This window comes from Primorskyibacter sp. S187A, assembly GCF_049800955.1.
Classification (GTDB): domain Bacteria; phylum Pseudomonadota; class Alphaproteobacteria; order Rhodobacterales; family Rhodobacteraceae; genus JAKVBH01.
Genome location: NZ_JBNAGA010000001.1, coordinates 1 through 25,638, shown reverse-complemented (window position 1 = coordinate 25,638; position 25,638 = coordinate 1). Strand labels below are relative to the sequence as shown.

Here is a 25,638-nt window from a genome sequence, read left to right as displayed (position 1 = left end):
CTTGGGTCAGTGCCGCAGTACTGCTTTGGCCATTCCTGGTTTGGCTGGTGCTCCAAACGATTGCGCTGTTGGTGCAGATGCTCGGGTGCAAACCGTCCGCTCAAGGCCCAAGCCTTTGTGATGTCTTTGGAACTGATATGAGCGCTCTGGTCTATCCTCTATGGGCCGCCGGGATTTGGCTTTTATATGCATTGCTTTGGATCCCCTTCGGCCTGGGCATCCTGGGCATTGTGCGCGCAATGCGAAGCGCGTAGCCGCGCAAAAACAACCCCTGAGATTGCGATTGGACGCGGTTGTCTTAGCACTTTCCGGCTGGCTTTGCCCGGGGCCGCTGGCGCGACCTGTTAACCGGGCTGGGCCTTTGTCAAAGCCGCAGCGGCCAGAGCAGCCACTATCGGAGAATTCGCCGCTCGCCTGCTCAGAAATCGCAGCAATAATTGCCACGGCCATTACCCAGGTAATGATACAACCCACGGAAGTCTCAGCTCACGAAAGAGAACTATTTCTCCACACCAGCTCTCGCTTAGGGGAAGAGACTAGCATATAATCAAGGTGAAAAAAATTTCGCAAGCAAGCGGACTTAATGCATGAGCACAGATACCATAATCGGGTTAATTGGTTTGGCAGGCGGAACAATTTCCGGTTTTTTGCTTGGCAATGTTGTTAAGCCTATCCGGCTTGCGGGTTTGGGACTACTGGTAGTCAGTCTTTTGGCTTTCGTGCACTTTTCAGAGCAAGCAGCAGCAGATGACAGAAAATATTCAAACATGCTAGAAACAAGGTTGGAAACGCTTTTGGATACTACTGACCATCAAAGCAATGAAATGCGAGAATTTCGCGAGTGTTTCAATCGCAGGATGGATGATTTTGGTGCCTTGGACAGCATTTTGGGTTGTCCGGCGCCTGAGAACTGACATGCAGATTTATCTTGCACCGAATAGCAAATGTTCATTTGCCTTGTAGCCTTGCTGATTATGATCTGCAGCCGACACCGGATTTCGAGACCAACGCTGATGCAATAAAAAACCCCCGCCAGTGACTGACGGGGGTTCTTGATTTTCTACCGGGTGCTGCTCTCGCGGATTTGCAGGCAAATACGCTGCCGCACAGGCATTGAAACCGCTGACGCGGTTTCAATGTTTACCAATCCTCGCGCACAACCACGCGGGTTTTGACAGGCAGTTTCATCGCGGCGAGGCGCAGGGCTTCGCGGGCGATGTCTTCGTTCACGCCGTCGATCTCGAACATCACGCGACCGGGTTTGACCTTGGCCGCCCAGTAATCGACCGAGCCTTTACCTTTACCCATCCGGACTTCCGTAGGCTTCGACGACACGGGCGTGTCGGGGAAGATACGAATCCAGACCCGGCCCTGACGCTTCATATGACGCGTCATGGCACGACGGGCGGCTTCGATCTGACGGGCCGTGACGCGCTCGGGCGTGGTGGCTTTCAGACCGTAGGTGCCGAAGTTCAGATCAGACCCGCCTTTGGCGAGGCCCTTGATCCGGCCTTTGTGCATCTTGCGGAATTTCGTACGCTTTGGCTGAAGCATTGGTTAGCTCCCCCTTAATTCCGGCGACCGCCGCCTGCACCACGGGGTGCGGGGCCATCTTGGATTTCCTGCGCCTTGCGATCGCGGGCCTGTGGATCATGCTCCATGATCTCGCCTTTGAAGATCCAGACCTTGATACCGATGATGCCGTAGGGCGTCATGGCTTCCACATGGCTGTGGTCAATGTCGGCACGCAGGGTGTGAAGCGGAACGCGACCTTCGCGGTACCATTCCGTCCGCGCGATCTCAGCACCGCCCAAGCGACCGGCCACATTCACACGGATGCCAAGGGCCCCCATGCGCATGGCGTTTTGCACGGCGCGCTTCATGGCACGACGGAAGGACACCCGACGCTCAAGCTGTTGCGCGATGCTTTCGCCGACGAGGCGGGCATCAAGCTCGGGCTTGCGCACTTCAACGATGTTGAGGTGCAGTTCGCTGTCGGTCATGTTGGCAATCTTCTTGCGGAGCGTCTCGATGTCCGCGCCTTTCTTGCCGATGATCACGCCGGGGCGCGCTGTGTGCACTGTCACGCGGCACTTCTTGTGCGGACGTTCAATGATCACACGGGCGATGCCCGCTTGCTTGCACTCTTCGTGGATGAAGTCACGGATCGCGAGATCTTCGAGGAGAAGATCGCCGTAATCCTTGGTATCGGCGTACCAGCGGCTGTCCCAGGTGCGGTTGACCTGGAGGCGCATGCCGATCGGATTTGTCTTGTTACCCATTAGGCTTGCTCCTCAACTTGACGCACCTTGATCGTCAGTTCCGAAAACGGCTTTACGATCTTGCCAAACCGGCCCCGTGCGCGCGGACGACCGCGTTTCATGACGAGGTTTTTGCCCACATAGGCCTCAGCGACGACGAGTTCGTCGACATCGAGGTTGTGGTTGTTCTCGGCATTGGCAATCGCCGATTGCAGGCACTTGCGGACGTCAACGGCGATACGCTTCTTGGAGAAGGCGAGATCGTTGAGCGCTTTGTCCACTTTCTTGCCGCGGATCAGCTGTGCGACGAGATTGAGTTTCTGGGGCGAGGTGCGCAGCATACGCAGCTTTGCCATCGCCTCATTGTCCGCCACGCGGCGGGGATTCTTATCCTTGCCCATGGCTTACTTCCTCTTCGCTTTTTTATCCGCCGCGTGGCCGTAATAGGTCCGCGTGGGGGAATATTCACCAAACTTCTGACCGATCATGTCCTCAGACACGTTCACGGGCACATGCTTGTGGCCATTGTAGACGCCAAACGTCAGACCCACGAACTGGGGCAGGATCGTCGAGCGGCGCGACCAGATCTTGATCACTTCGTTGCGGCCCGACTCGCGCGCAGCTTCGGCTTTTTTCAGCACGTAAGCGTCGACGAAAGGACCTTTCCATACAGAGCGAGACATAAATTAACGCCCCTTCTTCTTGGCGTGCCGCGAGCGGATAATCAGCTTGCTGGACGCTTTGTTCTTGTTGCGGGTGCGCGCACCCTTCGTGGGCTTGCCCCAAGGTGTCACAGGGTGACGACCACCAGAGGTCCGGCCTTCACCACCACCATGGGGGTGGTCGATCGGGTTCATGACAACACCACGCACGGAAGGGCGGATGCCCTTGTGGCGCATGCGGCCCGCTTTACCGAAGTTCTGGTTCGAGTTGTCAGGGTTCGACACGGCACCAACGGTGGCCATGCATTCCTGACGCACCATGCGCAGCTCGCCCGAGGACAGGCGGATCTGAGCGTAGCCACCATCCCGGCCCACAAACTGGGCATAGGTGCCTGCGGCGCGGGCGATCTGGCCGCCTTTGCCGGGCTTGAGCTCGATATTGTGCACGATTGTCCCGATGGGCATGCCCGAGAAGGGCATCGCGTTACCAGGCTTGATGTCGGCCTTGGCCGAGGCAATCACCTGATCCCCAACACCCAGACGCTGCGGCGCGAGGATATAGGCCTGCTCGCCGTCATTGTACTGGATCAGCGCGATGAAGGCTGTCCGGTTGGGGTCATATTCGATGCGCATCACGACGCCAGCGACGTCCATCTTGTTGCGCTTGAAATCTACGATCCGGTAGAGGCGTTTCGCCCCACCACCGCGGCGTCGCGATGTGATCCGTCCGGTGTTGTTCCGGCCGCCCGATTTCGTCAGACCCTCTGTGAGGCTCTTGACTGGACGTCCTTTCCAAAGCTCCGAACGGTCGATCAGCACCAGCCCGCGCTGGCCCGGCGTCGTCGGCTTGTACGACTTGAGTGCCATGCTTTCTGTCTTCCGTTTAGCTCGCGACCACAATCGAGGCCGCTTTGTTTGGGTCGTTCCACTGGGATGTGGTCAGACCGGGTATAGGCCCCCGTAGGTGCCCGGTTCTTGCTGTCCTTGCGGACAACAGCAAAGCCCCGGACGAATCCGGGGCCGTTGCCGATGAGGTCGTGTAAGGGAGTGCATCCAGCGGGTCAAGCGATCTTGAGCGCTGCGCGGGCACTTGTGCTTGAGCCACCGCTTCGCTCGGACAGGCCTTGCGGAACACTCGCTTTTCAGGCCTCCGCGAGTTGCCGTCCTATCGCGATGACCCAGACCAAGGCGACGGTCAATATCGGCACAGCCGAGAGCGACAGGATGGACCAGCCGAGGCCCGTCACAATCGCGCCGGAGCCAAAGACGCAGATCGTCGAGGCCAGCGCCACAGCCGTGTCGTTCAGCCCTTGCACGACCGCGCGATCTTCTGCGGCGACAGCCCGCGCCAGCAGGTCGGTGGCGCCGATGAAGCTGAAGTTCCACCCGATGCCCAAGACGATCAAGGCCGCGTAAAAGTGATGCAGCGACAGCCCGCTCGCGGCCACAGCCGCCGCGCAAATCAGGAAGATGAGGCCCGTGGCAACGATGGGCACCGTGCCAAACCGCTTGATCAGGAAACCTGTGACAAAGGACGGCGCAAACATCGCCACCACATGCCAGCGCACCACATCACTCGCCAGCACATCAGAGTGACCATGCGCTGTCATGGCCAGCGGTGTCGGCGCCATGAGCAACACCATGATCCCCTGAGAAACAGCGCCGATAACAATCGCGGCAAAGACCGGGCGGCTGCGCAGCACCAAGACCAGCGCGCCGCGGTCAAGGCCTGCCCTGCCCCCGGCTGAGGCGGGCGGCGGCAATTTGACGAACGCAAGCGGCAGCACACCCACCAGCGACAGCACCACAATAGAGGCATAGGCCCCCGCCAATGGCACCTGCGCAAAGCTGTCCTTGGTTCGGATGAAGATCTCCGGGCCAATCAGCGCCGCGATCAGACCCGATGTCAGCATCAGTGAGATGGCAACCGGTTGCCACTGCGGCGCCACGACCTCTGCCGCCGCGAACCGAAAATAGAGGTAGCAGGCCAGGGCCGCGCCCGTGAACGCATGAGCAAGACAAAGCAGCGCGAAGCTCGACCAAAAGAGCGCCAGAACCCCCAAAGCCCCGCCAATCATCGCCGTGACCGCGCCCACGACAAACCCGAAACGCCGCCCTTGTCGGCCCATGAGAAGCGAAAACGGCCCTGTGACCACAAAACCAGCAAAGATCTGGATCGAAGGCGGCAGGGTTGCCAACGCCGGGCTCGGCGCAAGCGCAAGCCCGGCAAGACCACCGAGGATAATGAGCAACGGCAAAGCCGCGCCTAAAATGGTGTTGGCCGCAAGAAGTCCAAGAAACGGCAAGTTCGCCAAAAGGGGCTTCTGCTGTGCGGAGATCATCGGGCTGTCCTGAATACGGAGATCACAGGCGCACCGAAAACATCTCACCGTGGCGCCTTTAGCTCAGATAGCGGCTTTCGAGCGACGTCAATGCGCCTTACCCCGAATCAATCCGATTGCTCTGTGTGCCGGCACGGTCCGGTTTAGGATTGCCTGTGAGAGGTACACCTTCTTCTTCGGCCCCACGCAGCCGCATGCCGCGACGCGTGCGCCAATTTGCGTAGGCGTCTTTCCAGCTGGGGCTCAAACGCTCTTCCGCTGGGACTTCTTGCATCTGCGCCGTGAAATGCCCGCAAAAGCGGCACAAGGCCTGCATGTCCTCGCGCATGTCATCGCTTATTTCGGGCACTGCATCGCGGCCAAGTTTCAAATCAAAAATCCGGTCAATCCCCCCGGCGACGGCGCAATGGTAATACCCGCTGGGTGTCAGCCCCATGCCGCTGAGCTCGGTCACGAAGCAGCCGTTTGAGAAATCGCTGTTCTGATGTTCGGGAAAGTCGCAAGGCGCGCGGTTGAAGGTCTGGTGGACGGGTTGTGTGTTGCTGGTCTTGGCCGTGTTCACGATCCTGATGTCCGGGGTCAGCTGGTCTAGGGTTTTATTGACCCGCTCTCCGAAGCCGTTGCTGATGACCTCGATGATCAGCTTGGGCGCATGTTCTCTCCGGTAGACTTTCAAATCCTCCACGATACGCAGGAAATCGGGATGCAACGTCGGCTCGCCACCCAGCAGTCGGATACGATCCCATCGGTAGCTCCGGGCAATCCAATCCTGAATGTGCCGTTGAATATCTGCGTGATCGAGCTGGGTGTTCTCCGGGGCCTGCGTGACGGAGCGATTGCAATCGTTGCAACGCATATTGCAGCGATACGTCAGGTCTATTTCGAGAAACTTGGTCGAGCGCCGCCAACGTCGCCCCAACAGAGCGGTGACGCGCTTGGACAGCCGCCATGTCTCGTAACGGTGAAAGCCACGTACAATCGCGCCAAACCGCCCGGGGCGCGCCATCACGATTGCCCGGAACTTAACCCAGAACGAACACCAGATGGCCTCTCGTAGCTTGATCTTGATCTGGTGCGCGGTAAATCGCATCGGCTAAAAAATCCATTTGGAATAAATCTTTGAGGACGCTAGCGGAGGCGTTGGCCGCCTGACAACACATAACGAACGTGACCCGACTTTCAGGTCCATTTGGCGCAGATATTGACTGCGACTGGGCGCGCCTGTGGGCCAATAGGACGGAATGACCGTAAGTGTTGCCAAAAAGAAGCCCCGGTCTCAACGAGAGACCGGGGCTTGCAATTGTTACTGCATCTCGAGGCGGTCAGAGACCGGTCGATACGTCGATTGTGTTGCCTTCTTCGAGCATCACATAGGCTTTCTTGACGTCCTTGCGCTTACCGGCTGTGCCGCGAAAACGCTTGGTTTTGCCTTTGGTGATCGTCGTATTCACAGCTTTGACCTTCACACCAAAGAGCGCCTCGACGGCCTCCTTGATCTGGGGTTTGTTGCTGTCAATCGCCACTTCGAACACAACCGCACCGTTCTCGGAAGCCATTGTGGTTTTCTCGGTGATGACCGGCTTGCGGATCACATCGTAGTGTTTGGGTTCTGCGCTCATTTCAGGCGAGCCTCCAATGCTTCGACACCCGCTTTGGTGAGCACAAGTGTGTCACGCTTGAGGATGTCATAAACGTTTGCGCCCATGGATGGCAGCACGTCGAGACCTTCGATATTGGCCGCAGCTTGCGCGAATTCCGCGTTCACTTCTGAGCCATCGATGATCAGGGCGCGTTTCCAGCCGAGGTCCTTGACCTTCTTGGCCAGCTCGTTGGTTTTACCCGCGGCCGCCGCCTCGTCGATCACAACCAGTTCGCCTGCTTTCGCTTTGGCGGACAGGGCATGCATCAGACCCAGCTTGCGCACTTTCTTGGGCAGGTCATGCCCATGGGAGCGCGGCGTGGGGCCTTTGTAGATACCACCCTTGCGGAAGATCGGCGCGTTGCGGTCCCCGTGGCGTGCGCCACCGGTGCCCTTCTGGCGATAGATCTTCTTGGTCGAGTAAGACGTCTCGGAGCGCGTCTTGACCTTGTGCGTGCCGGCCTGCGCATTGTTGCGCTGCCAACGGACCACACGGTGCAGGATGTCCGCGCGCGGCTCAAGGCCAAAGAGCGCTTCATCCAGATCGAGGGATCCGGCTTTGCCGCCGTCGAGTTTGATCACATCGATTTTCATGCTTCACCCCCTTCCGCAGGAGCTTCTTCTGCGGGAGCTTCAGTGGCCGCGGATGCTGCAGCTTTCAGACCGGCCGGGAACGGCACGTTCTCAGGCAGAGCTTTCTTCACAGCGTCTTTGACAGTGACCCAGCCGCCTTTGGCGCCAGGAACGGCCCCTTTGATCATGATGAGACCACGATCGGCGTCGGTTTTGACCACTTCGAGGTTCTGTGTCGTCACGCGGGCAGCACCCATGTGACCGGCCATTTTCTTACCTTTGAAAACCTTGCCGGGATCCTGACACTGACCTGTCGAGCCGTGCGAACGGTGCGAAATCGAAACACCGTGCGAGGCGCGCAGACCGCCGAAGTTGTGACGTTTCATGGCGCCGGCAAAGCCTTTACCAATCGACGTGCCGGAGACGTCCACTTTTTGACCCTCGACGAAATGCTCGGCAGACAGTTCTGCGCCCACTTCGATGAGGTTGTCCTCGGACACCCGGAACTCAGCCACTTTCCGCTTGGGCGCCACGTTGTTGGCTGCGAAATGGCCGCGCATCGCCTTGGAGACGCGCTTTGTCTTGGGTGTGCCAGCGCCGAGTTGCACGGCGGTGTAGCCATGGGCGTCGGAGGTGCGCTGCGAGACGACCTGAAGGTCTTCGAGCTGCAGCACGGTGACGGGAACCTGACGGCCATCTTCCATGAAGAGGCGGGTCATGCCCACTTTCTTTGCAATGATACCAGAGCGCATGTGTTCGTGCTCCTTATGATTGCAGCTTGATCTCGACGTCCACACCAGCGGCGAGGTCGAGCTTCATGAGCGCGTCCACGGTCTGGGGCGTCGGATCAATGATGTCGAGCAGACGCTTGTGCGTGCGGATCTCGAACTGATCACGGGATTTCTTGTTCACGTGGGGGCCACGCAGAACGGTGAATTTCTCGATCTTGTTGGGAAGCGGGATCGGCCCGCGAACCCCGGCACCGGTACGTTTGGCGGTGTTGACGATCTCTTGTGTGGACGCATCCAGCACACGATAGTCAAACGCCTTCAGCCGGATACGGATGTTTTGGCTTTGCATTATATGCCCCATTCTCAGGGGTTCTAACGGAGAGGAGGACCTGGCTCATCCAATGCCCTCGTCGCGTCTCATGGTCCAACGGAAAAGGGCACGCCGTGGCGCACCCTGTTGGATGGGTGGCGTATAGGGGGAGTCGGGAGGTGTGGCAAGGGGGTTTTTGGCCGAAGTATTGACGTGACAGCCCTGAACCTCGGATGGTCTCGGGTTTTGTCAGATCGCACTTACCAGTTCATCCCAAAGTTCTAGCTCAAGGCTGCCTCGCTGCGCCTTGGCAACCAAAACGCAAGGACGGCCGCCAATGTGTAGAGGACCCCAAATCGGCCACAGATCAATACAAGAAGCCAAACCGCCACTATCATGCCGCCCAGCGCGCCAAATGGTAATCCCCAAGCTGCCAGCAAGCCTCCAAAGGCACCCTCTACGGGGAACGCCGCAACAATGATCACGATCTCCATCACAATACTGCGACCCATTGCCGGATATATGAGCCAGGCCCAAAAGGCGCCGCCAAGCGCAGTGCAAACACCCAGATAGTACGGGCTCAAGGAACCATGGCCCGAATTGACAGTCGCTTCGTAATAGAACGCAGCGCAGAACCCGACTGCCGCGCAAAGAGTTATCGCGAGGGGGCGGCTGGTGGGCATTGATCACTGCATAGACGGGTTGGCCCTACCATACCCGACCGAGGCGGTGGTGCCGAGGTCCATGCAATCGTCCAACAGAACCACCCGGAGGATTGCTCAAGCCTGCTCTGTGCCTTTGCTATGGGCCCGACCGCCTTGCTGCGCGCGCTCTGAGCAACTGAATATCTGCAAGAGCGCCACAATCCGCGCCACTCCCCAGCGAACGATACGCCATCTTTCCTGCATCGCCCTCATCGGCAGCCTTTGCACTGTTCTGCGTTGCACCTTCCTTCGTATCACCGTCACACACGTCTGGACCGGTGGCTCCCGGCCAGGACACGGAGTTCAACTCTCAATCCGTATGCTTTGTAGACCCCTGACCCATGCCTGCCGTTGAGGCAACGGCGACGCTTGCATATTTGGACCCAGGGGTGCCGGGGTCAGACACTGAAAAGAACGGACCCTCGCGCTCATGTCTCTGGCCGGCCCCGGAGGCCTCGATGGATGTCACTCAGAGTTTGGGATACATCGGGAACGCATCGCAGAAGGCCTCGACCTCGGCTTTGACTTTCGCCTCGACCGCAGCATTGCCCTCCGGGCCATTGGCCGCAAGGCCGTCCACAACTTCAACAATCCAATCGCCGATCTGGCGGAACTCGGCCTCGAGAAAACCACGGGTCGTGCCCGCTGGTGTGCCAAGGCGAATGCCGGAGGTCACCGTCGGTTTTTCAGGATCGAAGGGAATGCCGTTCTTGTTGGTCGTGATATTGGCGCGTCCGAGCGCCGCATCGGTGATGTTGCCGGTTACGCCTTTGGGGCGCAGATCGACAAGCATGACATGCGTGTCTGTGCCACCTGTTACGATGTCCAATCCGCCCTTCATCAGCTGATCAGCCAGCGCTACGGCATTGGCGCGCACCTGCTTTTGGTAGGCTTTGAACTCAGGGCGCAATGCTTCGCCAAACGCGACAGCCTTCGCCGCAATCACGTGCATCAAAGGTCCGCCCTGAAGGCCCGGGAAGATCGCGGAGTTGAACTTCTTGGCAAGCGCCTCGTCATTGGTCAGGATCATGCCGCCGCGCGGGCCGCGCAGGGTTTTGTGGGTCGTCGTGGTTGCGACATGGGCGTGCGGGAACGGGGACGGATGCTCTCCGGCGGCCACGAGGCCCGCAAAATGGGCCATGTCCACGTGCAGGTATGCGCCGACAGAATCCGCAATCTCTCGCATGCGCTTGAAATCAATCTGGCGCGGGATGGCAGACCCGCCTGCGATAATCAGTTGGGGCCGATGTTCCGTCGCAAGCTCCTGCACCTGAGCGTAGTCCAAGAGGTTGTCCTGCTGACGCACTCCATATTGCACGGCGTTGAACCATTTGCCCGACTGGTTCGGCTTGGCGCCATGGGTCAGGTGGCCACCCGCATCCAGGGACATGCCGAGGATCGTATCGCCGGGCTGCAACAGCGCCTGAAACACGCCCTGATTGGCCTGGCTTCCCGAGTTGGGCTGCACGTTGGCATAGTTACACCCAAAGAGCTCTGTAGCACGCTTTATAGCAAGGTTTTCGGCCACATCGACGTGTTGACAGCCGCCATAATATCGGCGCCCTGGGTAGCCTTCGGCGTATTTGTTGGTCATCACGCTGCCCTGGGCTTCCATCACAGCTGCGCTGACGATGTTTTCGGATGCGATCAATTCGATTTCTTTGCGCTGACGGCCAAGTTCGGAGGAGATCGCAGCGGCAACCTGAGGATCTCGGGTGGCAAGGTCTTCGGTGAAAAACGCAGTCAGGTTTGTCATGTTTTGTCCTCGTTTCGGTTAGCCTGTCCAACCAAGCCCTGCCGAGATGCAGTTCATGGATTGAAGCAATAGGCTGGTGTCAGTCGATCCTTCGCCACTGCGCAGCGCGCGCAATTGGCTGATCTGGATGGCGTGGATGGTGCCAAGGTGGGCACTGTTTTCCTCAAACCGGTGTGTCAGGTTCGGAAAGCGGGATGCCAAGACAGATTTTCCCGTTATTTTGCGAATGGCCGATGCCGAGGTGGCGTACTCGGATTGAACCATTTCGAAAATCACTGAGCTGGTCACGGGATCTGTTGAAAGCTTCGCATATTGCGCCGCGATCTGCATATCCGCCTGAAACAAGCTCTTTTCGACTTCATCGACCATCAGCTGGAACAATGCGGAGGTCGCAAACATGTCTCGCAGCATCGCCCAGCCCAGATCGCCACGCACCTTCGTGAAAGAGGAACAAGCTGCGCCAAAACCATACCAGCCCGTCAGCAGATGGCGGTTTTGCGACCAGGCAAAAACCCAAGGGATCGCCCGCAGGTCGGCCAAACTGGACGCACCGAACCGACGCGCAGGTCGTGACCCGATCTTGAGCATCGCAAGTTCTTCAACCGGGCTGGCCTCTTGGAAGTACTGCACAAACCCCGGTGTGTTCAGCAATGCGCTGTAGGCGGCCTGCGACATGCCGGACAAGGCTTGCAGCGCATCATCATGTTCTGGATTGCTTCGAGGGGCCTTGGGCGACAGTGCGGTATGGAGCAGGGCTGAGGATGCCAACTGCTCAAGCTCCTGAAGGGCGGTTCCGCGATTGGCGTATTTCGCGGACACAACCTCGCCCTGCTCCGTCGTTCGCATCGCACCATTTAATGTGCCCGCTGGCTGGGCTGCAATCGCGCGCCCGGTTGGCGCCCCCCCGCGACTGACCGACCCGCCGCGACCATGGAAAAAGGCGGGCACGAAGCCCAGATTACCCAGAGTTTGCGTGATCCTGCGTTGGGCCTGCTCCAATTCCCAGGTTGAGCAGATGAAGCCGCCGTCTTTGTTGCTGTCCGAATATCCCAGCATGATTTCGACCCGCGCGCCCTGCCGTTTCAGACTGCGTCGCGCGGTTGGCACATCGATCAAGTCGGTCAGGATGCGGGGCGCATTTCGCAGGTCATCAATCGTCTCGAACAAGGGAACGATTGGCAGATCAAGTGTTTCACCCACAGCGCCTGCGTATCTCGCCAAAACATAAACCGCGAGCAGATCATCGGTGGACCGCGTCATGGACAAAATGAAGGAGCCGACTGCGTTGGGATCGTCCCCTTCCCGCGCCTCAACGATTGTTTTCAGCAAGCCAAGCAGCTCTTGCGCCTGCGCGCTCAGCACTCCCAAGTCTATGTCCGGCAAAACATCGGCTGCGAGATCACGGCGCAGCTTCTGCGACCACGCCGTGCTGCCATAGGTGGCATCCGAGCCCCAAATCTCGGCCAGAACCTCTGTCGTAACCGTTGAATTTTGCCGAATGTCCAAGGACGTGGTGCGAAATCCAAAGACCTCGACCCGCCATCGCACAGGACGAATGTATTTGTCGCCGAGATGCTGCGCACCGATCGCAATCAGACTGCTCTCAATTGCCGAAAGATCCGACACCAATTCATCGACATGTGCGTATTTCGGCCGACCTGAAAGCCGTTCAATGATCGCGCTGATGGCCTGGCGGAACACCTCACCAGGATTGCGCTCGACGATCGTATCATACGCGCTGGCACGCGCCGTGATCGCATCAAGCGATTGGACATGGGCCTGCGGCACGTCTGCTATATCGCGGCTGATGCTGATGTGGCGGGCGGCGTGGGTGAGGCCTTCGATATGTTTGCTGATCGCCACGTCACGCCCACGTGCCATCGCGAACTCGGTCGCCGCAACAGTGACATTTGGGTTGCCGTCACGATCCCCGCCGATCCACGAGTGGAATTTCAAACAGGGGCGCAAAGCATGCGAATGCTTGGGGAATGTCCGTTCCAGCCCGATCAAGAATTGATCAAACAGCTGGGGCGTTGCGTCAAACAGGCTGTCCCGAAAAAACTGCAATCCCCATTCTATCTCATCCGACAAGCTGGGACGCTCAAGGCGCAGCTCACCGGTCAGCCACAAAAGATCGATTTCGCCGCGCAGATCCTCAACCCTCGCGCTGCGTTCCCGCGGGGTCCAGCGTTGTGTTTCCAGCGCCACGAGGTGGCGGTAAATCCGGCGGTGAATTTCAAGGATCGTAACGCGCTTGGCCTCAGTGGGATGTGCAGTCAGGGTCGGGCCAACGGATAGCGCAGCGACCGCGCTTTCGAATTGATCGGGCGCCTCTTGCGCAATCCTGGTCATGACTTGCGCAAAACTTCCGTCCACGCATTCTGCCCCATCCACCGTTTCTATCTTTCGGCGCTCCCGCACCGCCGTATTCTCCTCGGCGATTTTCTTGAGCTGGAACCAAATGTTTGTCGCTTGCAGGAAATCGCCTGTCTGGCTTTCCTTGAGCGCGCCGATATCGTGAGGCGCGACCAGAAATGCCGCAACATCAGGAGCGCGGTGCATCACCGTCTGAACCAGCAAATCCCAAAGCAGATCCCTGAGTGATCTGGCGTAATCCTGGCCGTCCTGTTCTCCCGAAAATGCTCTTGCCGTGCGCATCAGTTGACACGATCAGGAGGCGTTTCACCGTTAAAGAACGCCTCCAGGTTGTTCATGACGCGAAATCCCATGTCCTCACGGGCTTCGGCCGTAGCACTTCCCAAATGGGGCAGCATGACAAGCCGATCACTGTCCAGGAGCGGTTGCGCTATGTTGGGCTCCCCGTCAAAGACGTCGAGGGCAGCACCGCCAATGGTGTCAAACGTCAGCGCCTGCACGAGGTCGCACTCATTAATCACTTCGCCGCGCGCGGTATTGATCAAGAAAGCACCGGGACGCATCAGATCAAGCCGCCGGGCATTGATCAGGTGTCGGTTTTCTGCGCCGCCGGGGCAGTGCAGGGAGACAAAGTCACACTGCGGCAGCAGAGCATCAAGATCATCGGCTTGTTTTGCATTGAACCGCGCCAGAATGTCAGGAGCCACGCGGCTGCGGTTATGCACGATGATGTCCATGCCAAAGCCATGGTGCGCGCGGCGGGCCACTTCCTGCCCGATACGGCCAAAGCCCACGATGCCCAGTGTCTTGCCGGAAACCTTGGTGCCCACAAGATGCGTAGGGCGCCAGCCGGTCCAGCGCCCGGCGCGGATTTCGCGCTCGCCTTCGCCAGCCCGCCGGGCCGCCATGAGCATCAATGTCATGGCAAGATCGGCCGTGCATTCAGACAGCACATCCGGCGTGTTGGTAACGACCATCCCGTGGGAATTGGCGCGGGGCAGGTCGATATGCGTGAACCCCACGCCATAGTTGGCCAGCAACTTGGTTCGCGGGTTCGTCAGCTCGAGAGCGTCCGGACCGATCTTGTCAGTGACCGTCGGCAAAACGGCATCAAAATCCTTGAAGGCCTCCCGAAACTCACAAGGTCGCAACGCGACATCGTTGTTTGACAAGACAACGTCAAACTTCTCGGCCAATTGCGCTTCGACGGCAGCAGGCCAGCGGCGGGTCACAAGGACTTTGGGCTTTGCCATGGTCATCTTCTCACATCACGCTTGCGATCGTTTCACCGATGACAGCCGGGTTTTCCGCGACCGTCACACCCGCAGCAGACAGGATTTCAACCTTCTCGGACGCGCTTTCGCCAAAGGCAGAAATGATTGCGCCGGCATGTCCCATGGTGCGGCCCTTGGGCGCTGTCAGACCAGCGACATAAGCGACAACGGGTTTGGTCACATGCTCTTGAATGTAGGCCGCGGCTTCGGCTTCCTGCGGGCCGCCGATTTCGCCGATCATGGCGATGACATGCGTGTCTTCGTCATTCTCGAACTGCTCAAGGATATCACGGAAGGATGATCCATTGATGGGGTCGCCCCCGATCCCGACGCTGGTCGACACACCAATGCCGCGTTCTTTCAATTGCGCGGCCGCCTCATAGCCAAGTGTGCCAGACCGCCCGACGATACCAACATTGCCGGGCAGAAAAATGTGCCCCGGCATGATCCCCAACATCGCTTTGCCGGGCGAAATGGTCCCAGCGCAATTCGGCCCCGTCAGCACCATACGGCGCTCCTTGGGATAGCGCAGCATATAGCGCTTCACCTGGATCATGTCCTGCGCGGGAATGCCGTCCGTGATGCAGACACAATACCGGATACCGGCATCTGCGGCCTCCATAATGCTGTCTGCGGCAAAGGGCGGCGGGACAAACACGAGGCTTGCCTCGGCTTGTGTGGCTTCAACGGCCTCTTTCACGGTGTCAAAAACCGGAACGCCATGCACCGTTTCACCGCCCTTGCCGGGAACGACACCGCCGACGACATTGGTGCCATATTCGAGCATGTCCTTGGTGTGGAATTGCGCCATCCGGCCCGTGATGCCCTGAACGATGACGCGCGTCTCGCGATTGAGGTAAATACTCATGGCTACACTGCCTTCCTGTTGGGTGAGATGTCGCTTTTCCAAGCGGCGACAGATCTTTCGGCCGCTTCCATGAGAGATGACGCGCGAATGATCGGCAGGCCGCTCTTGGCCAGAATTTTCTGGCCCTCGTCGACATTTGTGCCCGCAAGACGCACGATCACAGGCACATCGACCTGCACTTCCTTGAGCGCCTGCACGACCCCTTCAGCGACCCAGTCACAGCGGTTGATCCCGGCAAAGATGTTGACCAGAACCGCCTGCACGTTCTTGTCCGACATCACGAGCCGAAACGCCTTGGCCACACGTTCTGGCGTGGCACCACCGCCAATATCGAGAAAGTTGGCTGGCTCTCCGCCCGCCAGTTTGATCGTGTCCATGGTCGCCATGGCCAGACCCGCACCGTTCACGATACAGCCGATATTGCCGTCCAGTCCAACATAAGAAAGGCCACGATCCGCCGCGCGGCTCTCGCGCGGGTCTTCCTGGCTCTTGTCGCGCAATTCGCTGATTTGAGGATGGCGAAACAAGGCATTGTCATCAAAGGTCATCTTGGCATCCAGCGCCAATATCCGGTTGTCGCCGGTCACGACCAATGGGTTGATTTCAACCATGGTCGCATCGAGATCGCGGAACGCGCGGTAGCACCCCTGCAATGTGCGCACCATGGCCTGCGTCAGGGCCGGTTCGATACCCAGCTTGAAAGCAATCTCGCGGGCCTGAAAGTTCTGTAGACCAACGGCCGGTTCAACGGTGGATCGCACGATACTGTCCGGTTTGCTCTCCGCGATGTCTTCGATTTCCATACCACCTTCGGCAGAAGCGACGATCATGACGCGCTGCGACGTGCGATCCAGAACAAAACCCAGATAGATTTCACGGTCGATAGGCACAGCCGCCTCGACATAGACGCGGTAAATCCCCTTGCCTTCCGGGCCCGTCTGATGCGTGACCAGTCTCTTGCCAAACATGTCTTCGCAGGCGGCCTGGATCTCCTGATCCGTGTCACAAAGCTTCACACCGCCCGCTTTGCCCCGGCCACCGGCATGAACCTGCGCTTTGACGATCCACTTCTCACCGCCCATTTCACGTGCGCGATATGCTGCTTGCTCGGGGCTATACGCCAAGGCACCGGACGGAATTTCGACGCCAAAATTGCTCAGAACTTCTTTGGCTTGGTACTCGTGGATGTCCATTGTCGCCTCCTATGCCGCAATGCGGGAGTGATAGTGCGTTTCAAGCTGCGCCGTGATCGCATTGATATCGACCTCGGCCCCCAGATCGTTCATCGCCTCTGCGAACTTGGTCACGATCTCTGTGATCGCTGCTTGCGTCAGCAAATTCAGGATCCCGATGCGGACTTGAACCGGAGCTGACAGCGTTGGCCAAATCCCGAACCCGGACGCCCGGCAGTTCTGCACCAACTCCATTTCGCGACCGGCAAATGCAGGCGGCAAATTCAGAACGACAAGGCTGGTCATGTTTGAAGTCACTTCGCAGCCCATCGTCGTGACCGCATCCCGCAACGCCTTTTCATGAAACACATAATCCTGCGCGCGTTGGGTCAGGCCATCCGCCAGATTGATGCGCAGAGCCTCGTGAAAGGCGCTGACCGCATAGGCGGAATGGGTCCGGTGATAGACACCCTTTTCGACATCCTGCCCATCTACGATTCCCCAATGACGGGCTTCCATGATCGGGTGATTGGCGTAAGTGTAGGCGCCGTTTGCTTTCAATGTCTCGATGTAGCGATCCGAAAAACTTACCGGTGCGTAGGTCAGCGGCAGACACAGCAACCCCTTCTGCGGGCAAGACGCCCAGCCAACAACACCGGGGAAGTCATCAATCGAGAAATCCTCGACGCCGAGGGAGGACACGGCGTCGACGAGGCCCATCGCATCATGTTTCACGCAGGCATCAGAGAAACCTTTGATATCATTGATCCAACCGGAGCCAGTTTCCCAATGCGCCATAAAGGCCCACTTGGGCTTGTGTTCTGCAAGCGCCGCCTCAACAATCTCCCCGGTGACCGATTGGCCATGCGGCACTTCGATGACTGTGACACTGGCGGGCTGCGGGTTCAGGCTGTCTGCGGCCAGCTCCTCCCGGGTCGCGGCCTTCATCCGCAAGGTCAACGCGTCGATGCCGGAGAAGGTGCCATTGGCGAAGGCCACGACCGTATCACCGGGCATGACGGCGGACATCATGCAATCAAGCCCGCTCCATCCAGTTCCGGCAACCCCGAAGGTGTGGACGTTGCCGGTGCCCATGAAGCTGCGCAGCATATGTTTGCACTCAATCATGCCGCGCAAGACGTCCGGCTGCATGTGGTCTGCGACACCTGCCCCCGCGAAAGCAGCCAGAACGCGGGCATCCGTATTGCCTGGACCGGGGCCTGCGGCGAGGGTGTCAGGAATTACAAGCTGCGGGAATGAGGGAGCGTTTGTCATAGCAGGCCCTATCTCATCAGGAAAATTTTCTTCCTGCTATGAAACAAGTGATCGCCCAGCACTACAACGTAGGTTACTCCTGCTTTTGGGTATCTATTTTTACGGGTAAAATCCCACCCATGCTGGTAGAAATACCACGGTATACCATTAATTGCCCCATTCATATGGGTAGTATTTTGATTAAAGACCCGTAGTTTCAAGAGATTGGCAATTGCGTCGTCGGCTCAGGATGCCCCAAACAGGAAGATGCACGGTCAGACTCTGATCGAAGGCCCCAACTGGAACCTGCCCAACCCTGAGAACCGGGCGCGGGTCAACGTCTTGTATGACGAGCCAAGCACTGCGCGCGTTTTGACCTCTGGCAACCGACCAGTCCACGAAGCCTGCCAGACGCTAGCCACAGGGCAATTGAATTCGCGGCGCAAAACGGATCGGTCCACGGGTTGCTCGCCCTCTTTGCGGGAAGCTCTCGGTGAACAGCCAATCCCGGGCTTTGGTGATCTTGCTTCTGGCCCGGATCAGCGCGCACAAGACGGATGACCCCTGAGATCCAAGGATCAGATCTCGGAAAAAGATATTCTTGACAGGAAAATATTTTTCCTTCCTGTGTAGCCCCCACCTTCGTTATGCAACCTCAAGGATGATCGAAAATGAGTTTCCAACCCATCGACCAAGCCACCGCACGCCTGAACAGATCAGAATTGGCCGTCCCCGGCAGTCAGCCTCAAATGTTTGAAAAGGCTGCGCAATCTGATGTTGACGTGATCTTCCTTGATCTTGAGGACGCAGTTGCCCCCGACGAAAAAGAACAGGCGCGCAAGAACATCATCAAGGGCCTGAACGAAATCGATTGGGGCAACAAATCGATGTCGATTCGCATCAACGGGTTGGACACACATTACATGTATCGCGATGTTGTGGACGTGGTTGAGCAAGCCGGGGAGCGCCTCGACTTGATCATGATCCCCAAGGTCGGCACCGCCGCAGACGTCTATGCCGTGGACATGATGGTGACCCAGATTGAGGACGCAAAAGGCTACTCCAAACGTATCGGTTTCGAGCACATCATCGAGACGGCTTTGGGCATGCAAAACGTCAACGAAATCGCCGCCGCATCCAAGCGAAACGAAAGCCTGCATTTCGGAGTCGCAGATTACGCCGCAAGTATGCGCGCGCGTACGACTGTTATCGGTGGCGTGAATGAAAACTACTCGGTTTTGACTGACCCCGCAGAAGACGGCACACGCGCGGTGCATTGGGGCGATATGTGGCACTCCGCGATAGCAAACATGGTTGTCGCTGCGCGCGCAAATGGCCTGCGCCCAATCGACGGGCCATTTGGCGATTTTTCCGATCCTGAGGGGTATAAGGCCGCGGCGTACCGCGCGGCTGTGCTGGGTTGCGAGGGAAAGTGGGCCATCCACCCCAGCCAAATCGCCCTGGCCAACGAAGTGATGAGCCCGTCTGAAGCAGAAGTCACAAAGGCGAACCGGATCCTCGAAGCCATGGCAGAAGCCGAAGCCGCAGGAAAGGGCGCGGTATCGCTGGACGGGCGATTGATTGATTACGCCTCTATTCGCCAAGCTGAAAACCTGGTGATGAAGGCCAAGCAAATCGCGGCCGGATGAGACCTGGCGATCTCCAAAACCTGGCGCGGGTCCGCTTTCGGAGGGGCCCGCGCCGCGCTTGAGACGGGACCGCTCGCGTTCCAGTCAAAACTGCATCGACGCCTCCCGCGCCTTTGCGGCAACCCAGCGCACCAGAACCACCTCGGCCATCAGCATTGCTTTGCCGCGTCTGCAAAAACAGCCCGGTGATCCGCTCAAGATCAGGGATCGGACAAACCCCTGACGTTCTCCGTCTCATGGCGGAGGTTCGCACGCTATACACTCAGGCTTGCGACAAGTTTTGCATCGCAAGCACATGGTTTTATCTCCCAGTGCTGCGTTTGCCTTCCTCAAGCGGGACCTGCGCAATCTTCATCGCTCGTGAGGTCTCGTCAGAAGCCCGTGGAGCATCAATTCCAGATGGTCCTCGACCAGCGTCTCGATATCGAGCTCTTGCAAATCGTCGAACAGAATGCGCCAAACGGCTGTGTAGACATGGGCCCCGACGAGGACGAGCGGATCAATGTGCGCGATTTCCGGACGAAACTAGCCAGTTGCGACGCCATGCGTTTGGCTGCGATGAGCATCTGTTGCGATAGTAGTTCGCGCGCGGTCCCCGTACTTTCTGCGGCCGCCTGACCCATCTGTTGCAGCGTGGGCATGATCGCCATGAATATGACGGCTTCGAGCAGGTCATTCTTCGTGTCAAAATAGAGATAGAGCGTGCCCTTCGCGACCTCGGCCTCGCGCGCAATATCCTCCATCTTGGCTGCCTCAAACCCGTCACGATCAAAAATCTTCACAGCCGCCTGCACGATATCATCGCGCCGCCGACGCTGGGACCGCGAAAGAGGTTTGGTGTCCGTGTCAGAGCGGCCCAAGAGACAGGTCCTTTTCCGAAAGAGCGTCAATGACTGTGTTCATCCTGAGCATTTCAAACGACTTGGCCCTGAATGACCGAGAGGTCAAATATTGACTAATTGGTCAGTTATAGACCAATCGGTCATTCTGCTTCATGGCCATGGGCTGCACACGAGGCCCGGCACATGCTGCGCTTCAGGAAGGGATGAGACATGATGCGGACCTTTCCCACCTTGGCATTGGTTGCGGCTCTTGCGGGGTGTCAGGAAGAGGACCAAGCAGTCGATCCCCCCGTCCGTGGCTTGAAAACGCATCTGATAGCAGACATCGAGCGCACGACCGTCCGAAGGTTTCCCGCTGTTCTTGAGCGAACGTCGCTCAACACGCTGTCTTTCGAAGTGGCGGGCAAACTCAATGCCGTCCCGCTGGAGGTTGGTCAGCGCGTGAAGCGAGCATCGCGGGTGTGCGTGAAAACGCTGTGATCTTGGTTGATGGATTAGACGTCGGGGATCGCATTGCCTCCGCCGGAGTGTCGTTCCTGCGCGATGGCATGCAAGTCAATCTCCTCAGCGATGGCCAATAGAGATGGAGCTTCTGACGCGCTTCGGACTGGAAAAGTCCCGCCTCACGATCCTCGTCATGATCGGCCTGCTGTTGATGGGCTCCTTGACCTATCTCGGCATCCCCAAGCGGGAAAACCCGGCCATCAAGGTTCGGACAGCGATCGTTTCGGCCCAGTTCCCGGGGATGGCGCCGGAGCGGGTCGAGGACCTGATCGCCGTGCCCCTGGAGCGTGCGGCGCGCGAGATCGGTGAAGTTGAAGACATTGAAACGCACATCCTGACCGGGGTCGCGGTTCTCAAACTGCATATCTACGATGCCGTCCCCGAGGAGCAGCTCGTGCGGATGTTCCAGGACATTCGTAACAAGATGGGTGACAGCGCCAGTGACCTGCCTCAAGGCACGCTCGGGCCATCGGTGAACACGGATTTTGGAGACGTGGGCATTGCGACCATTGCCGTCATGGGGGAGCGGTTCACCTATGCCGAGATTTTCGATGCCGCAGACGCCCTGCGCAATGGGCTCTATACGGTCGACGGCACCACCAAGGTGTCAATTTACGGAGAGCAGGAAGAGCGTATCTGGCTGGAGATCGACACCCGCCGCCTCGCCGCGATTGGCGTGCAGCTCGAACGGGTTCTGGGCGATCTTCAGGCGCAAAACGTCATCCGGCCAGCAGGCGAGCTAAACTCCGACGGCACCAACATCACGCTGGAGGCCAACGGGGATCTCCGAACGATTGAAGAGATCGAGGATGTTCTGACCAAGGTGCCCGGTCTCAGCGGCTTTGTGCGTCTGAAAGACATCCTGTCGGTGCGGCGCGGTTTCGTTGATCCGCCCGAAAAGCCTGTCTTCTTCAATGGTCAACCGGCGCTGATGATCAGCGTCGAGATGGCCAATGACAAGGATATCCAGCAGCTTGGCCGCGTGCTGAAAAAACGCATCACCGAATTGGAAAGCCAGCAACCCATCGGGATCTCTTTCAACATCTCCACCTTTCAGGAAACCAACGTCACCGTCGCCATCAACAGCGCTCTGTCCAATGTCGGCCAAACCTTCTTCATGGTGCTGGGTGTGATGCTGGTGTTTCTCGGGATGCGGCCTACGCTCATCATTGCCAGCATCGTGACCTTCACGGTGATGTTCGCGCTGCTCGTAATGATCAATCTCGGGAACGACATTCAACAGGTCTCGGCGGCCGCCGTCATCATCTCCCTCGGGCTCTTGGTGGAAAACGGATTGGTAGTGATCGAAGACATTCAAACCAAGGTGAACCGGGGGATGCCCCCCCATGACGCGGCCATTGCCTCTTGCGGGCAGTTTTTCCTACCACTCGCGGTTGCCTCTCTGACCACCATTGCAGCGTTCATTCCAATGCTGATCCTTGATGGGACAGAGGGGCAGTTCGCTTATGCCATGGGGGCGGTTGTTGCGGCAATGCTCACGGGATCCTGGCTGGTCGCGCAGTACGTTTTGCCCTTTTTGGCCGCCCGCCTTGTGAAGCCGACCAAGCAGGAGACCACAAAGGAAAACTGGATTGTCCGGCGTTATGGCGGCATCACCCGCGCGCTCCTGCCCTGGGGCATCCCCATCGAGGCGCGTGCCGAGGGCAGCTTCCGCGACAGTCTGGAAGACCTCGCGAACCTCTCGGTGCCCACCAGCGCTGGCCCGATCTCTCTCAATCAGGTGGCGAACTTCAGGCCAACCCTCGAATACGCCCAGATCCGGCGTGAACATCAGGAACGCATGATCACGATTTCCGGCAGGAGCGAGACCCTCGGCGCCGCACAGGTCGAGACCATTCTGGCCCCGACGCTGGCCGCGCTGGACCTGGGCCCGGACTACCGGATCGTCATCGGTGGGGAGAGTGAACAGGGCGCGAAGATTATGGGCAAGCTTTCGGCTGGCGTGCCCTTTGCCCTGATCGTGATGCTGGTCGCGCTGACCTTCCAGTTCAATTCCGCCCGCCGCGTGACGCTGACCTCCATGACAATCCCCCTGATCGTTGCAGGCGCGCCCCTTGCGTTCGCACTTGTGGGGCAGCCCCTGTCGTTCTTCGCAATCCTCGGCCTGCTGTCCCTGATGGGCATCATCATCAACAACGCGATTGTGCTCATCGATCAGATCGACATCGAACGCGAAAGCCACGATTTCGACGAGGCCATTGTCATCGCCGCCAAAAAACGTGTGACGCCGGTGATGCTCACGTCGCTCACGACGGTGCTGGGACTGGTGCCCGTGGCCCTCGGCGGCGGGGCCCTCTTTGAACCCATGGCGACGCTCATGGTTGGCGGCTTGCTCTTGGCCTCACCACTCACGCTCTTTTTCGTGCCGCCCGCTTATCGCCTGTTCTTCCGGCGCTCGGCGCAGACCCGTGCCACAAACCACCGCAGCGAGGCAAGCGCATGACAGGCTACAATTATGACGCCTTCTCCCTCGACAAGTACAACCTCGCCAGCGCTGACGGGCCGGAGGTGGGTGACAGGGCGCCGGATTTCGATCTGGAACCCCATGATGGTCAGGCGCGGCGTTTGCTGGATTTCGAAGGGGAGCGTCTTGTGCTGAAACTGGGCAGCATGACCTGCCCGCTTTTCCTGACCCGACAAGACAGCATGGAAAGGAATGCGCAAAACTTCCCCAATTGCGCGCATGCCATCCTCTACGTGCGCGAAGCCCATTCCGGGGCCGATATCCCGGCCCACAAGACGCTGGAAGACAAACGCAGCTGTGCGGCGCTTCTCAAGACTGAGTTGAACGACCCACGGACGGTGTTGGTTGACGGCGTCGAGAGGCCGCCCATCTCGCCTACGGCAGCATGCCCAACGCCATCTACATCATCGACTGCGACGGCATCGTCCAGTTCAAAGCGCCGTTGAACAATGCCACAACGACGCGCAAAGCGCTGCAAACCATCCTTGCTGGCAAACCTGCCAAGATGAAAAGCTATTTCAAACCGGCCACGCCGTGGGTCGTGATGAGCACCGCAAAACGCGCCGGACATGGGCCTGGCAAGGACTTTGTTCACGGTCTGTCACGGTTAATCTGGAATGTGCTCATCAAGAACAACATCCGGACTTTCTTGAAGCGAGGCAATGTCGCGCCCTGCCAAAAGCCTGAGTGGAAATAACCACTGTTTACGCCGAGAGCTGACACCGCGCGGCGATAGACAAAGGGAGCGAAGTGCCGCGCCGGGAGGGGCTGTCTTGTGGGTTTGCATCTCGCTGAAAGTAAAAGCGCGTCCGGACAGGGCGCGTTTTGTTTTGGTTGCTCCCGGGTGGGGCGGGGCTGCGGTCTTGGGCGATTTTTCCCAGAAGCCACTGCCAGCCGCGTGCCAAACAAAGGTGTTGTTTCATACGTGAAAAGGCCGCCCGGGTGGGGCGGCCTTTTTTGGTTTTCCCAGAATGTCGAGTGTGTGGGCTCTCAGGCGCTTTTCTTCGAAAAGCCCTTGCCGCCCACCCTCCGTGTTTGGGCTGACGCCCAAGCCACGGTGTTACTCAATAATCTTCGAGACAACACCCGAACCGACTGTGCGGCCGCCTTCGCGGATGGCGAAGCGGAGCTTCTCTTCCATCGCGATCGGCGCGATCAACTCAACGTTGAACTTCAGGTTGTCGCCCGGCATCACCATCTCGGTGCCCTCAGGCAGAACAACCGTCCCCGTCACGTCCGTCGTACGGAAGTAGAACTGCGGGCGGTAGTTCGCGAAGAACGGCGTGTGACGACCGCCTTCATCCTTCGTCAGGATGTAGGCTTCCGCCTCGAACTTCGTGTGCGGCTTGACCGAACCCGGCTTGCAGAGAACCTGCCCGCGCTCGACGCCTTCACGGTCCACACCGCGCAGCAGCGCGCCGATGTTGTCGCCCGCTTCGCCGCGATCCAGCAGCTTGCGGAACATCTCAACGCCCGTGCAGGTCGTCTTGGATGTGTCACGAATACCAACGATTTCAATCTCATCGCCAACATTGATCACGCCGCGCTCGACACGACCGGTCACAACCGTACCGCGACCAGAGATCGAGAACACGTCTTCGATCGGCATCAGGAAGGGCTCATCAACAGCGCGCGGGGGCTGCGGGATGTACTCATCCACGGCCGCCATCAGCTCTTTGATCTTCTCTTCGCCGATTTCCGGGTTGTTGCCTTCCATCGCCGCCAGAGCGGAGCCCGCGATGACGGGAATGTCGTCGCCGGGGAAGTCGTACTCGGAGAGCAGCTCACGGATTTCCATCTCGACGAGCTCCAGGAGCTCTTCGTCGTCGACCTGGTCCACCTTGTTCATGAAGACAACCATGGCGGGAATACCAACCTGACGGCCGAGCAGGATGTGCTCACGCGTCTGGGGCATCGGGCCGTCGGCCGCGTTCACAACCAGGATCGCGCCGTCCATCTGCGCCGCACCGGTGATCATGTTCTTGACGTAGTCGGCGTGGCCGGGGCAGTCGACGTGGGCGTAGTGACGCGCCTCGGTCTCGTACTCCACGTGCGCCGTCGAGATCGTGATCCCGCGGGCCTTCTCCTCCGGCGCGCCGTCAATCTGGTCATACGCCTTGAAATCACCGAAATACTTCGTGATCGCAGCCGTCAGCGTCGTCTTCCCGTGGTCAACGTGCCCAATCGTCCCGATGTTGCAGTGCGGTTTGGAACGCTCAAACTTTTCCTTTGCCAT

Annotated in this window: 26 protein-coding genes; 7 read left to right on the top strand and 19 right to left on the bottom strand. The window is 58.6% G+C overall.

The genetic code is table 11. The features are described 5' to 3' along the window. Positions 1-587: 587 nt before the first annotated feature. Entirely contained in the window at positions 588-914 is a 327-nt protein-coding gene (locus ACP15S_RS00130; protein WP_425037309.1) for a hypothetical protein, read from the top strand. Between the two features lie 226 nt (positions 915-1,140). On the opposite strand, the gene rplP is transcribed toward ACP15S_RS00130, so the two are convergent. From rplP to ACP15S_RS00045, 17 genes are all read right to left on the bottom strand, one after another. After that, entirely contained in the window at positions 1,141-1,554 is a 414-nt protein-coding gene (rplP, locus tag ACP15S_RS00125; protein WP_425037307.1) for a 50S ribosomal protein L16, read from the bottom strand. Positions 1,555-1,568: 14 nt separating this feature from the next. Further along, on the bottom strand, positions 1,569-2,282 hold the full coding sequence (gene rpsC, locus ACP15S_RS00120; RefSeq protein ID WP_425037306.1) for a 30S ribosomal protein S3: 714 nt from the start codon (positions 2,280-2,282) through the stop codon (positions 1,569-1,571). Then, positions 2,282-2,662, bottom strand: coding sequence for a 50S ribosomal protein L22 (rplV, locus tag ACP15S_RS00115; RefSeq protein WP_425037304.1), 381 nt, complete (start codon positions 2,660-2,662; stop codon positions 2,282-2,284). The genes rpsC and rplV overlap by 1 nt, the downstream gene beginning before the upstream one ends. 3 nt (positions 2,663-2,665) lie before the next feature. Next, positions 2,666-2,944, bottom strand: a complete 279-nt coding sequence (rpsS, locus tag ACP15S_RS00110) for a 30S ribosomal protein S19 (RefSeq protein ID WP_104018659.1) — start codon at positions 2,942-2,944, stop codon at positions 2,666-2,668. A gap of 3 nt (positions 2,945-2,947) precedes the next feature. Beyond that, positions 2,948-3,790, bottom strand: a complete 843-nt coding sequence (gene rplB, locus ACP15S_RS00105; protein WP_425037302.1) for a 50S ribosomal protein L2 — start codon at positions 3,788-3,790, stop codon at positions 2,948-2,950. A gap of 275 nt (positions 3,791-4,065) precedes the next feature. After that, positions 4,066-5,265 carry an MFS transporter gene (locus tag ACP15S_RS00100; protein ID WP_425037301.1) on the bottom strand — a complete coding sequence of 400 codons (1,200 nt, stop codon included), beginning with the start codon at positions 5,263-5,265 and terminating at the stop codon, positions 4,066-4,068. Positions 5,266-5,362: 97 nt separating this feature from the next. Next, the gene (locus ACP15S_RS00095; RefSeq protein WP_425037299.1) at positions 5,363-6,355 is read right to left on the bottom strand and encodes a radical SAM protein; all 993 of its coding nucleotides are present in this window, start codon (positions 6,353-6,355) and stop codon (positions 5,363-5,365) included. 232 nt (positions 6,356-6,587) lie between these two features. Continuing rightward, positions 6,588-6,884: a 50S ribosomal protein L23 gene (locus tag ACP15S_RS00090; RefSeq protein ID WP_425037297.1), complete on the bottom strand. Its 297-nt coding sequence runs from the start codon at positions 6,882-6,884 to the stop codon at positions 6,588-6,590. Beyond that, positions 6,881-7,498: a 50S ribosomal protein L4 gene (gene rplD, locus ACP15S_RS00085; protein WP_425037295.1), complete on the bottom strand. Its 618-nt coding sequence runs from the start codon at positions 7,496-7,498 to the stop codon at positions 6,881-6,883. Before rplD ends, ACP15S_RS00090 begins: the two co-directional genes overlap by 4 nt. After that, positions 7,495-8,229 carry a 50S ribosomal protein L3 gene (gene rplC / locus ACP15S_RS00080; protein WP_425037294.1) on the bottom strand — a complete coding sequence of 245 codons (735 nt, stop codon included), beginning with the start codon at positions 8,227-8,229 and terminating at the stop codon, positions 7,495-7,497. Before rplC ends, rplD begins: the two co-directional genes overlap by 4 nt. A gap of 13 nt (positions 8,230-8,242) precedes the next feature. Continuing rightward, positions 8,243-8,557: a 30S ribosomal protein S10 gene (gene rpsJ / locus ACP15S_RS00075; RefSeq protein WP_425037292.1), complete on the bottom strand. Its 315-nt coding sequence runs from the start codon at positions 8,555-8,557 to the stop codon at positions 8,243-8,245. A 1,134-nt stretch (positions 8,558-9,691) separates the two neighbouring features. After that, entirely contained in the window at positions 9,692-10,978 is a 1,287-nt protein-coding gene (gene glyA / locus ACP15S_RS00070) for a serine hydroxymethyltransferase (RefSeq protein ID WP_425037290.1), read from the bottom strand. Positions 10,979-10,996: 18 nt separating this feature from the next. Next, positions 10,997-13,636, bottom strand: a complete 2,640-nt coding sequence (locus ACP15S_RS00065) for a phosphoenolpyruvate carboxylase (RefSeq protein ID WP_425037289.1) — start codon at positions 13,634-13,636, stop codon at positions 10,997-10,999. Continuing rightward, positions 13,636-14,607 (bottom strand): 2-hydroxyacid dehydrogenase, encoded by a 972-nt coding sequence (locus ACP15S_RS00060; protein WP_425037287.1) that lies wholly within the window; start codon positions 14,605-14,607, stop codon positions 13,636-13,638. Before ACP15S_RS00060 ends, ACP15S_RS00065 begins: the two co-directional genes overlap by 1 nt. Positions 14,608-14,617: 10 nt before the next feature. After that, positions 14,618-15,496: a succinate--CoA ligase subunit alpha gene (sucD, locus tag ACP15S_RS00055; protein ID WP_425037285.1), complete on the bottom strand. Its 879-nt coding sequence runs from the start codon at positions 15,494-15,496 to the stop codon at positions 14,618-14,620. Between the two features lie 2 nt (positions 15,497-15,498). Then, a complete protein-coding gene (locus ACP15S_RS00050; RefSeq protein ID WP_425037283.1) occupies positions 15,499-16,689 on the bottom strand; it encodes a malate--CoA ligase subunit beta in 1,191 nt (396 codons plus the stop codon). Positions 16,690-16,698: 9 nt separating this feature from the next. Further along, the gene (locus ACP15S_RS00045; protein WP_425037281.1) at positions 16,699-17,943 is read right to left on the bottom strand and encodes an aminotransferase class V-fold PLP-dependent enzyme; all 1,245 of its coding nucleotides are present in this window, start codon (positions 17,941-17,943) and stop codon (positions 16,699-16,701) included. A 246-nt stretch (positions 17,944-18,189) separates the two neighbouring features. On the opposite strand from ACP15S_RS00045, the gene ACP15S_RS00040 reads away from it, so the two are divergent. Further along, positions 18,190-18,483: a hypothetical protein gene (locus ACP15S_RS00040; RefSeq protein ID WP_425037279.1), complete on the top strand. Its 294-nt coding sequence runs from the start codon at positions 18,190-18,192 to the stop codon at positions 18,481-18,483. A gap of 110 nt (positions 18,484-18,593) precedes the next feature. Further along, on the top strand, positions 18,594-19,571 hold the full coding sequence (locus tag ACP15S_RS00035) for an HpcH/HpaI aldolase/citrate lyase family protein (protein ID WP_425037277.1): 978 nt from the start codon (positions 18,594-18,596) through the stop codon (positions 19,569-19,571). Between the two features lie 389 nt (positions 19,572-19,960). Here the strand turns inward: ACP15S_RS00035 and ACP15S_RS00030 are convergent, their stop codons facing one another. Then, on the bottom strand, positions 19,961-20,431 hold the full coding sequence (locus tag ACP15S_RS00030; RefSeq protein ID WP_425037275.1) for a TetR/AcrR family transcriptional regulator: 471 nt from the start codon (positions 20,429-20,431) through the stop codon (positions 19,961-19,963). A gap of 192 nt (positions 20,432-20,623) precedes the next feature. On the opposite strand from ACP15S_RS00030, the gene ACP15S_RS00025 reads away from it, so the two are divergent. The 4 genes from ACP15S_RS00025 (at position 20,624) to ACP15S_RS00010 (ending at position 24,099) form a co-directional block, all read left to right on the top strand. Next, positions 20,624-20,893 (top strand): hypothetical protein, encoded by a 270-nt coding sequence (locus ACP15S_RS00025; protein ID WP_425037273.1) that lies wholly within the window; start codon positions 20,624-20,626, stop codon positions 20,891-20,893. A 103-nt stretch (positions 20,894-20,996) separates the two neighbouring features. Continuing rightward, complete coding sequence (locus ACP15S_RS00020) at positions 20,997-23,381, top strand: efflux RND transporter permease subunit (protein WP_425037271.1); 2,385 nt, start codon at positions 20,997-20,999, stop codon at positions 23,379-23,381. Continuing rightward, the gene (locus tag ACP15S_RS00015) at positions 23,378-23,848 is read left to right on the top strand and encodes a deiodinase-like protein (protein ID WP_425037269.1); all 471 of its coding nucleotides are present in this window, start codon (positions 23,378-23,380) and stop codon (positions 23,846-23,848) included. Before ACP15S_RS00020 ends, ACP15S_RS00015 begins: the two co-directional genes overlap by 4 nt. Then, complete coding sequence (locus ACP15S_RS00010; RefSeq protein WP_425039691.1) at positions 23,788-24,099, top strand: hypothetical protein; 312 nt, start codon at positions 23,788-23,790, stop codon at positions 24,097-24,099. The genes ACP15S_RS00015 and ACP15S_RS00010 overlap by 61 nt, the downstream gene beginning before the upstream one ends. A gap of 363 nt (positions 24,100-24,462) precedes the next feature. On the opposite strand, the gene tuf is transcribed toward ACP15S_RS00010, so the two are convergent. After that, positions 24,463-25,638 carry an elongation factor Tu gene (gene tuf / locus ACP15S_RS00005; RefSeq protein WP_425037267.1) on the bottom strand — a complete coding sequence of 392 codons (1,176 nt, stop codon included), beginning with the start codon at positions 25,636-25,638 and terminating at the stop codon, positions 24,463-24,465.